Origin of the sequence: Xanthomonas chitinilytica (assembly GCF_026107455.2) — a bacterium.
GTDB lineage: Bacteria > Pseudomonadota > Gammaproteobacteria > Xanthomonadales > Xanthomonadaceae > Stenotrophomonas > Stenotrophomonas chitinilytica.
Genome location: NZ_JAPCHY010000021.1, coordinates 19,374 through 28,136, shown reverse-complemented (window position 1 = coordinate 28,136; position 8,763 = coordinate 19,374). Strand labels below are relative to the sequence as shown.

Annotated in this window: 8 protein-coding genes; 4 read left to right on the top strand and 4 right to left on the bottom strand. The window is 68.6% G+C overall.

The genetic code is table 11. From position 1 onward, the window contains the following. Positions 1-464: 464 nt before the first annotated feature. Positions 465-1,676: a tyrosine--tRNA ligase gene (gene tyrS, locus OK345_RS17290; RefSeq protein WP_265129251.1), complete on the bottom strand. Its 1,212-nt coding sequence runs from the start codon at positions 1,674-1,676 to the stop codon at positions 465-467. 167 nt (positions 1,677-1,843) lie between these two features. Here tyrS and OK345_RS17285 point away from each other — a divergent pair, with 167 nt between their 5' ends. Together OK345_RS17285 and OK345_RS17280 are read left to right on the top strand one after the other, a co-directional pair. Continuing rightward, positions 1,844-3,298: a M23 family metallopeptidase gene (locus tag OK345_RS17285; protein WP_265129250.1), complete on the top strand. Its 1,455-nt coding sequence runs from the start codon at positions 1,844-1,846 to the stop codon at positions 3,296-3,298. A gap of 77 nt (positions 3,299-3,375) precedes the next feature. Then, positions 3,376-4,509 (top strand): anhydro-N-acetylmuramic acid kinase, encoded by a 1,134-nt coding sequence (locus tag OK345_RS17280; protein WP_265129249.1) that lies wholly within the window; start codon positions 3,376-3,378, stop codon positions 4,507-4,509. A 156-nt stretch (positions 4,510-4,665) separates the two neighbouring features. On the opposite strand, the gene OK345_RS17275 is transcribed toward OK345_RS17280, so the two are convergent. From OK345_RS17275 to OK345_RS17265, 3 genes are all read right to left on the bottom strand, one after another. Next, positions 4,666-4,893 carry a hypothetical protein gene (locus OK345_RS17275; RefSeq protein WP_265129248.1) on the bottom strand — a complete coding sequence of 76 codons (228 nt, stop codon included), beginning with the start codon at positions 4,891-4,893 and terminating at the stop codon, positions 4,666-4,668. An 82-nt stretch (positions 4,894-4,975) separates the two neighbouring features. After that, positions 4,976-6,505, bottom strand: a complete 1,530-nt coding sequence (locus OK345_RS17270; RefSeq protein WP_265129247.1) for an AmpG family muropeptide MFS transporter — start codon at positions 6,503-6,505, stop codon at positions 4,976-4,978. Next, complete coding sequence (locus OK345_RS17265; RefSeq protein ID WP_265129246.1) at positions 6,502-7,302, bottom strand: exodeoxyribonuclease III; 801 nt, start codon at positions 7,300-7,302, stop codon at positions 6,502-6,504. The genes OK345_RS17270 and OK345_RS17265 overlap by 4 nt, the downstream gene beginning before the upstream one ends. A 109-nt stretch (positions 7,303-7,411) precedes the next feature. Between OK345_RS17265 and pyrE the strand changes: the two genes are divergently transcribed. Together pyrE and OK345_RS17255 are read left to right on the top strand one after the other, a co-directional pair. Continuing rightward, on the top strand, positions 7,412-8,071 hold the full coding sequence (pyrE, locus tag OK345_RS17260) for an orotate phosphoribosyltransferase (protein ID WP_265129245.1): 660 nt from the start codon (positions 7,412-7,414) through the stop codon (positions 8,069-8,071). A gap of 18 nt (positions 8,072-8,089) precedes the next feature. After that, complete coding sequence (locus tag OK345_RS17255; RefSeq protein ID WP_265129244.1) at positions 8,090-8,749, top strand: coiled-coil domain-containing protein; 660 nt, start codon at positions 8,090-8,092, stop codon at positions 8,747-8,749. Positions 8,750-8,763 lie beyond the last annotated feature (14 nt).

The following is an 8,763-nucleotide window of genomic DNA, read 5'->3' as shown; positions in this document are numbered from 1 at the left end:
AATTGATTCATTGCTTGATCAAACGTCTGCAAGATGGACAGTCATCCTTCCTGCAGGCGTCCTCACAAATTAACCTGCGCATACTTTCAAAGATCCCGAATCCGGCCTCAGCGCCTTCTTCGTACACCCCGACGTTTCCGTCGTAGCGAGCCGCCCATTATAGCCGGCTTTTCCGCGGCGTCAACACCTCGCAAGGCCCGACTCCGCCGCCCCAACCGACCCTCAGGTCTTGCCGAAGCGAGCCGCCTATTATGGCGGGTTTTACGTGGCCGTCAACACCTTTTCACAAGGATTTGGCGGCAACTCCTTCAGCGGTTGCCGCCTTGCGGCGGCCCCTGCGTCGGGGGAGGGAAAGTATGTGCCTATCCGCGGCATTTGGGAAGAGGAAATCCGGCGGATCCGCCGGCCGTCTTCATCCGTTCAGCATGATGGTCGACCCGGGTCACCGGGCCGGCCGTACCAGCTCAGGCCGCTACCAGCAGGACCCGGGCAAAATTGCGCTTGCCCACCTGCAGCAGGCCCTCGAAGCCCGGCGCGAAGACCTGCTGGGCGTCCTCCACGACAGCGCCATCGACCTTCACCGCACGCTCCTTGAGCTTGCGCGAGGCCTCGGAGTTGCTCGGGGTCAGACCGGCGGCAGTCAGCAGCGCGCCGATGCGCAGGCCTTCGGCCGGGATCGCCACTTGCTGCAGCGGCAGCAGGGTCACGTCGCCCTGCCCGGTCACGGCCGCCTGCCAGCCGGCGATGGCCTGCTCGGCCGCGGCGGCATCGTGGAAACGGGTGGTCAATTCACGTGCCAGGCGCAGCTTGATCTCGCGCGGATTGATGGCGCCTGCCTCGACGTCGGCGCGCAGCTGACTGGCCTCGGCAATGGAGATGTCGAAGCTGAGCAGGTCGATCCAGCGCCACATCAGGGTGTCGTCGATCTTCATGGTCTTGGTGACGATGTCGATGGCCGGTTCGCTGATGCCGATGTAGTTGCCCAGCGACTTGGACATCTTGTTGACGCCATCCAGGCCCTCCAGCAACGGCATGGTCAGCACGATCTGCGGCTTCTGCCCGTAGTGCTCCTGCAGGCCGCGACCCATCAGCAGGTTGAACTTCTGGTCGGTGCCGCCGAGTTCGACGTCGGCTTCCAGGGCGACCGAGTCGTAGCCCTGCACCAGCGGGTAGAGGAACTCGTGGATGGCGATGGACTGCTGGGCGGCGTAGCGTTTGGCGAAGTCGTCGCGCTCGAGCATGCGCGCCACGGTGTGCTGGCCGGCCAGGCGGATCATGTCGGCCGCGCCCATCTTGCCGAACCACTCGGAGTTGAAGCGCACTTCGGTGCGGTCGCGATCCAGCACCTTGAACACCTGCTCCTCGTAGGTGCGGGCGTTGGCCAGCACGTCCTCGCGGCTGAGCGGCTTGCGGGTGATGTTCTTGCCCGAGGGGTCGCCGATCATGCCGGTGAAGTCGCCGATCAGGAAGATCACCTGGTGGCCCAGGTCCTGGAACTGGCGCAGCTTGTTCAGCAGCACCGTGTGGCCCAGGTGCAGATCCGGGGCGGTGGGGTCGAAGCCGGCCTTGATGCGCAGCGGCCGGCCGCTCTCCAGGCGCTGACGCAGTTCCTCGGGCTTGAGGATCTCGTCGGCTCCGCGGCCGATCAGGGCAAGGGCTTCTTCAATCGATGACACGTGACAACTCCCGGCAATGCCGTCAAATTCATGAATGGTGTTAAGAGCAAGTTAACCGCAAGAGCTTCACAAAAGCCAATGGGCTCAAGGGTTTGACGCGTTATTGATACGTGTCTATGTTACCGGCGTTTGGGCCCGCGATCCGGGCCGGCCAGAGAATCCGAGCAATGCCCCATTCCGATCACGGCCGCGTGCGCAAGCAGCGTTTCCACGAACGCCTCCATGTCCTCCACGATACCGTCCTGCATCGGAAGCTCAAACAGCATCTCCCGGCGGCCTTCAACGAACGCTGGACCCGCCGCCACTGGATCCATGCCAGCCTGTTCCTGACCATCGGCGCGCTGGCCGCGACGATCGTCCCCGGCTTTTCCAACGCCATCGATAGCCCGGCGGCGAGTGCGCACTCGACCCTGGCGCTGCCGCTGCCACCGTTGTCGCTGGCGCGCCAGCAGGAGATCCCCGGCGACAGCTGGCAGGTCCTGCGGGTCGAGTCGGGACAGACGTTGAGCAACCTGTTCGAACAGATGAACGTCCCGGCCACGGTGATGCATCGGGTACTGGAACATCCCGGCGCACGCCAGGCGCTGACCCGGCTGCGCCCGGGCACGGAGATCGCCTTCGACCTGCCGGTGGACGGCCAGTTGCGCACGCTGCGCTTCGATCGCGACCCCAGCCACCGGATCGAGCTGTCGCTGCACGGCGACGAGATCCGCGAGAAGGTGCTGGAACGGGTGACCACCACCCGCACGGTGGTGGCCAGTGGCGAGATCATCAGCTCGCTGTATGCCGCCGGACGCAAGGCCGGGCTGACGCCGTCGGCGATCGCGACGATGACCGACGAGATCTTCAAGTACGACATCGACTTCTCCAAGGAAGTACAGCCGGGCGACCGCTTCAGCGTGGTGCTGGACGAAACCTGGCGCGAAGGCGAGCGCATCGACACCAGCAAGGTCCTGGCCGCCACCTTCGTCACCGGCGGCAAGACCTATACCGGCTTCCGCTTCGAGCGCAACGGCAAGTCCGAATACTTCGACATCGACGGCCGGCCGCTGAAGAAGAGCTTCATCCGCATGCCGATCCAGTTCGCGCGGCTGAGCTCCAGCTTCGGCGCGCGCCGCCATCCGGTGCTGGGCAAGATGCGCATGCACAAAGGCGTGGATTACGCCGCGCGCACCGGCACCCCGATCATGGCCGCCGGCGATGCCCGCGTGCAGTTCGCCGGCGTGCAGCGCGGCTACGGCAACGTCGTGATCCTCGACCACGGCCGCGGCCACACCACGCTGTACGGGCACATGTCGCGCTTCGGCAACATCAAGACCGGCCAGCGCGTCGCCCAGGGCACGGTGATCGGCTACGTCGGCTCCACCGGCCTGGCCACCGGCCCGCACCTGCACTACGAATTCCGCGTCAATGGCGTGCACCGCAACCCGCTGTCGGTGACGATGCCGCCGCCGGAACCGCTCAAGGGCGCCGAACTGGTCGCCTTCCGTGCACAGACCGCACCGGCGATGGCGCGCATCCAGGGCATGGAAGAGCTGATCTACGCCAATGCCGACAAGGCGCCGGGCAAGAAGGCCACCACCGCCGCCGCCAAGCCGGCCACGGCGCCCGGCCGCGGCTGATGCGGCGACGGCCGGCGCATTGACGCCGATGCCGGGAAGCGCCGAAGCTTCCCGGCCCCATGCCGGATCGCGTCGCCATGCCCGTTTTCGTGGACCCCAACGCTCCGCTGTTCCTCGGCCTGATGTCCGGCACCAGCGCCGACGGCATCGATGCGGCGCTGGTCCAGTTCGACGAGCAACCGGGCCGTGGCTGCCGCTTCCTGGCCGGGCATACCCATCCCTGGGATGACGATCTGCGCCAGGCCCTGATCGCGCTGGGGCAAGGTGGCGACATCGGCTCGCTGGATGCGCTGGGCCGGCTCGACGCGCAGGTTGCCATCGCCTTCGCCGCGGCCGCCAACCAGTTGCTGGCCGACACCGGGACAGCACCCGCGCAGGTATGCGCCATCGGCTCGCACGGGCAGACCGTGCGCCACCGGCCGCTGGCCGACCCGGCCTTCACCTGGCAACTGGGCGACGGCAACCGCATCGCCGAATTGACCGGCATCACCACCGTGGCCGACTTCCGTCGTCGCGACGTGGCCGCCGGCGGCCATGGCGCGCCGCTGATGCCGGCCTTCCACCTGGCGATGCTGGGTACGGCCGACGAGGATCGCGCGGTACTGAACCTGGGCGGCATCGCCAACCTCACCCTGATCCCGCGCGCCGGCACGGTGCGCGGTTTCGACACCGGTCCGGCCAACGCCCTGCTCGATGGCTGGTGCCAGCAGCATCTGGGCCAACCCTTCGACGCCGGCGGCGCCTTCGCCGCCAGCGGCCGGGTCGACGAACCGCTGCTGGCGCGACTCCGCAACGACCCGTGGTTCGCGCTGCCGCCGCCCAAGAGCACCGGCCGCGAGCAGTTCCACCTGGATTGGCTGCGCTCGCATCTGGACCAGCGCCCGCTGGCGGCCGCCGACATCCAGGCCACCTTGCTGGAACTGACCGCCGCCACCGTGGCCGATGCGCTGCTGGCCCAGCAGCCGGGCACCCGGCGGTTGCTGGTGTGCGGTGGCGGCGTGCGCAACCCGCACCTGCTGCAGCGGCTGGCGGCACGGCTGCCGGGCGTGGCACTGGAATCCACCGCCGCCCATGGCCTGGACCCGGACTATCTGGAGGCGATGGGCTTTGCCTGGCTGGCGCGCGAGACCCTGGCCGGGCGCCCGGGCAACCTGCCGGCCGTCAGCGGCGCACGCGGCCCGCGCGTGCTCGGCGCGATCCATCCGGCCTGACGGACGCCTGTGCCGGCGCCGACGCCGGCGTGCGCAGGCCCCACGGGGTATCTGCACCAGCCCTTGCACTGTCTGTTCCCGCCGGCCATCCGGCAGGCCGAACAGTGGCCGCGGGCGCGATGGGGCGGACGCATCCCCGCCTGGCGCGGTGGCGCCCTAGAACCCGCTGCCGGCCGGCAGCGCCTTGAGCGCGGCGATCGCCTCGGACAGCGCATCGACTTCCGGGTTGGCGAATCCGCTGCGCACCTCGTGCTCGCTGACGAACAGGCCCTGTTCGATCAGCGCCAGCACCGTCTGTTGCTGGGTCCAGCCGCGCGCCACCGATATCCGGCGGATGCGCTCCAGCAGCAGCGGGTCCACATCCCGCAGCATCAGATCTGGCATGGCCGCATCACCTGCATTCGGGAAATTCCCCGCCCCATCATCGGTGCCGGACAACCGGGTTTCAATCCACATGCCCGGCCGCTCAGGCTGGTGCCCGGATGACGGTGGTCGCGTCCACTTCCCGCCGCAGCCACCAGGCCATCCACAGCCCCGGGATGCCGACCACCACCGAGACCAGGAAGAAGGTCTTCCAGCCATAGGCATCGGCCAGCACGCCGGCGAACGGGCCGACGAACACCCGCCCCAGGGTGGCGAAAGCCGACAGCAGCGCGTAGTGGGTGGCCGAGAAGCGGGTGCCGCACAGGCCGCTGAGCAGCGCCACGAACGCGGCCGTGCCCATGCCGCCGGCGAAGTTGTCCAGGCTCAGCGCGAACAGCAGCAGGCTGTCCATCTTGGTCGGCTCGTCCAGATGCACGATCAACAGGTTGAACGCCGGCAACGTCAGCTTGCCCCAGGCCCCGGCGCCTTGTTGCGCCAGCGCGTAGAAACCCAGGTTGGAGACCAGCTGCAGCACGCCGAAACCCAGCACCGCCCGCGACAACCGCACCCGCAGCAGGAAGAAGCCGCCGACGATGGCGCCGACGATGGTCATCAGCAGGCCGATGGTCTTGTTGGCCAGCCCGACCTCGGCCTGGCTGAAGTTCATGCCCTTGAGCAGGAACGGCGTGGACAGGCTCAGCGCGAAGGCGTCGCCGACCTTGTACAGCACCACCAGCGCCAGGAAGGCGCCGGCGCCGCGCATGCCGAAATAGCTGCGCAGCGAAGCGTTGAGGGTCTCGAACGGCACCCAGCGGGTCACGCCCAGGCCCACGGTCATGCCGGCGGCGATCTGGGTCACGACGAAGCCCAGGCGGACCCAGCGGTCGCTGCTGTCCGGGTCCAGTCCCAGCAGCACCAGCAGCCAGTGCGCCAGCCAGGCGCCCACGGCAACGCCGGCGATCAGCGCGACGAAGCCGCGCAGCTCGCCGCCGGCCCGGGACACCGGTGCCTTGAAGCGCTCGGGCAGCTGCGGCATCAGCAGCAGCGCCAGCACGCCCACGGCGACCGACAATCCGGCCATGACCCGGTACACCTGCGGCCAGCTCTGCCACTGTTCGGCCCAGATCAGGGTGATGCCGCCGGACAGCACCATCGCCAGCCGGTAGCCCAGCACCGTGAGCGAGCCGCCCAGGCCGCGCTCGGCCGGCTCCAGCAGGTCGGTGCGGTAGGCGTCGATGACCACGTCCAGCGTCGCCGACAGACAGGCCACCAGCACCGCCACCGTCGCGAAGAGTCCCAGGCTGCGGGCCGGCGACAGCGAGCTCATCAGCAGCAACGCCGCACCCAGCGCGAACAGCAGCAGCACGATCCAGCCGCGGCGGCGCCCCAGCAGCGGCGTGTCGAAACGGTCGATCAGCGGCGCCCACAGGAACTTGAAGGTGTAGGGGATGCCGATCAGCGACAGGAAGCCCAGCGTCACCAGGTCCAGCCCGTCCACCGTCAGCCACGCCTGCATGGCGCCGCCGGTCAACGCCAGCGGCAGGCCGGAGGCGAAGCCCAGCAGCAGGATCACGAACAGCCGCCGCAGCCGCTGCGGCAGGGTGTGCGGCACCGCCGCCACGCCTTCGGTCATGGGGCGTAGTCCACCGTGAACGGGGCATGGTCGGAAAAGCGCTGCTCACGGTAGATCGAACAGCCGCGCAGACGCTCGCGCAGCCCCGGGGTGACGAACTGGTAGTCGATGCGCCAACCGACGTTGTTGGCGCGGGCCGCGCCGCGGTTGCTCCACCAGGTGTAGTCCTCGCCCTGCGGGTTGAGCACGCGGTAGGCATCGGCCCAGCCGCGGCCGTTGGCGGGATCGGCCTGCTCGGCCAGGTCGGCGCACAGGCCGTTGAGCCAGTCGCGCTCGGGCGGCAGGCAGCCGGAATTCTTCTGGTTGGACTTCCAGTTCCTGATGTCCAGCGCCGAACGGACGATGTTCCAGTCGCCGCACAGCACGTAGTCGCGACCGCTGGCCAGCCACTGGTCGAGGATCGGCCGCAGCCACTCCATCACCTCGAACTTGAAGCCCTGGCGCAGCTCGCCGGAGCTGCCGGAGGGGATATAGAACGAGACCACGCTGAGGTTGCCGTAGCGGGCCTCGATGTAGCGGCCCTCGTCGTCGAACGGCGCCCAGCCCAGCGAGGTCAGCACCTGGTCCGGCTCGCGCCGGCTGTAGATCGCCACCCCGCTGTAGCCCTTCTTGGTGCTGGCGTCGCGGTAGAAGCAGTGGTGGCCGTCGGGCCGGAACATGGGGTCGGCCAGCTGCGCCTCCTGCGCCTTGGTCTCCTGCAGGCACAGCACATCGGCGTCCTGTTGGCGGAACCAGTCGAGAAAACCCTTGGTGGCGGCTGAACGGATGCCGTTGGCGTTGAAGCTGATGATGCGCATGAAGAACCGTAGAGCGGGGCAATGACCGGCAAGAGCATACCCGCTCGCGCCAGCATTCCCCGAAGCCATGCTTTACGCTTTACCGCTTTCGACAAGACGACCGGCATCCATGAGCGATCATCGCACCCGTTTCCTGCAGCTGGCGCTGGGCGCCGACGCGCTGCGCTTTGGCCAGTTCACCCTCAAGTCCGGGCGCCTGAGCCCGTACTTCTTCAACGCCGGCCGCTTCGATTCGGGCCTGCGCATGGCCGAACTGGCCGCCTGCTACGCCGACGCCACCGATGCGGCCGGGCTGCAGTTCGAGCTGGTGTTCGGCCCGGCCTACAAGGGCATCCCGCTGGCCACCGCGCTGGCCTGTGAATACGCCCGCCGCGGCCGCGACCTGCCGCTGGCGTTCAACCGCAAGGAGGCCAAGGACCACGGCGAGGGCGGCACCCTGATCGGCGCGGACATGGCCGGCAAGCGGGTGCTGATCGTGGACGACGTGATTACCGCCGGCACCGCCATCCGCGAGGCGCTGGCGATCATCCGCACCGCCGGCGGCCGCCCGGCCGGGATCGTGGTGGCGCTGGACCGCCAGGAGATCGCCTCGGAGCAGGATCCGCGCTCGGCCGCGCAGGCGGTGGCCGAGGAAGCCGGCATCCCGGTGGTGGCGGTGGCCGACCTGGGCGACCTGCTTGCATTCGCCTCCGGAAACCCGGAACTTGTCGGTTTCAGGGAACCGTTGCTGGCCTACCGGGCCCGTTACGGGAGCCATCCATCAGGCTGACAGCAGGGGGCTGCCATGATGCCGATTCGTTCAAAACCGGGTGTATTGGGCCTGGCGCTGCTGGCGGTGCTGGCCGCCCCGGCGGCCGCGCAGAAAGCCGGCGCGCCGGCCAAGAAGCTGTATTGCTGGGACCAGGGCGGGCAGCGCATCTGTTCGGACACGCTGCCGCCGGAGGCGGTGAACAGCGCCCGCGACGAGTTCAACTCGCGCAGCGGCCTGCGCAGCGCCGAGGTCCAGCGCGCGCTCACCGCCGAAGAGCGCGTCGAGGCCGCGGTGCAGGAAGCCCAGCGCCGGGCCGACCGCGCCGCCGAAGAGACCCGCCGGCGCACCGAGCAGGCGATGCTGACCACCTACCAGAGCGAGGAGGACCTGCGCCGCGTGTTCAGCGAGCGCATCGGCATCGTCGACAACAACATCCAGACCGCGCGCTACAACGTGGCCAGCCTGCGCGATGCGCTGGTGAGCCTGCTGCGCACCGCCGGCGACCGCGAGCTGGCCGGGCAGAAGGTGGCCGACAAGCAGGTCGACGACATCCGCCAGCGCCACCGCGAACTGCTGGTGCAGCAGCGCCAGCAGCGCTCGTTCGAGCAGCAGCGGGAAGGGCTGGACGGGGAAATCGAGGAGACCCTGCAGCGTTATCGGCTGCTGAAGGGCATCGCAACCTCGCCGCGCGGCTGAACGGCCCGCGGGCA

Excerpts from the sequence above, each read along its gene's own strand:
- OK345_RS17280 (WP_265129249.1), top strand. The coding sequence starts at position 3,376 with ATGCCCGTTTTCGTGGACCCCAACGCTCCGCTGTTCCTCGGCCTGATG.
- OK345_RS17265 (WP_265129246.1), bottom strand. The coding sequence starts at position 7,302 with ATGCGCATCATCAGCTTCAACGCCAACGGCATCCGTTCAGCCGCCACC.
- pyrE (WP_265129245.1), top strand. The coding sequence starts at position 7,412 with ATGAGCGATCATCGCACCCGTTTCCTGCAGCTGGCGCTGGGCGCCGAC.
- OK345_RS17285 (WP_265129250.1), top strand. The coding sequence starts at position 1,844 with ATGCCCCATTCCGATCACGGCCGCGTGCGCAAGCAGCGTTTCCACGAA.
- OK345_RS17255 (WP_265129244.1), top strand. The coding sequence starts at position 8,090 with ATGCCGATTCGTTCAAAACCGGGTGTATTGGGCCTGGCGCTGCTGGCG.
- OK345_RS17270 (WP_265129247.1), bottom strand. The coding sequence starts at position 6,505 with ATGACCGAAGGCGTGGCGGCGGTGCCGCACACCCTGCCGCAGCGGCTG.
- OK345_RS17275 (WP_265129248.1), bottom strand. The coding sequence starts at position 4,893 with ATGCCAGATCTGATGCTGCGGGATGTGGACCCGCTGCTGCTGGAGCGC.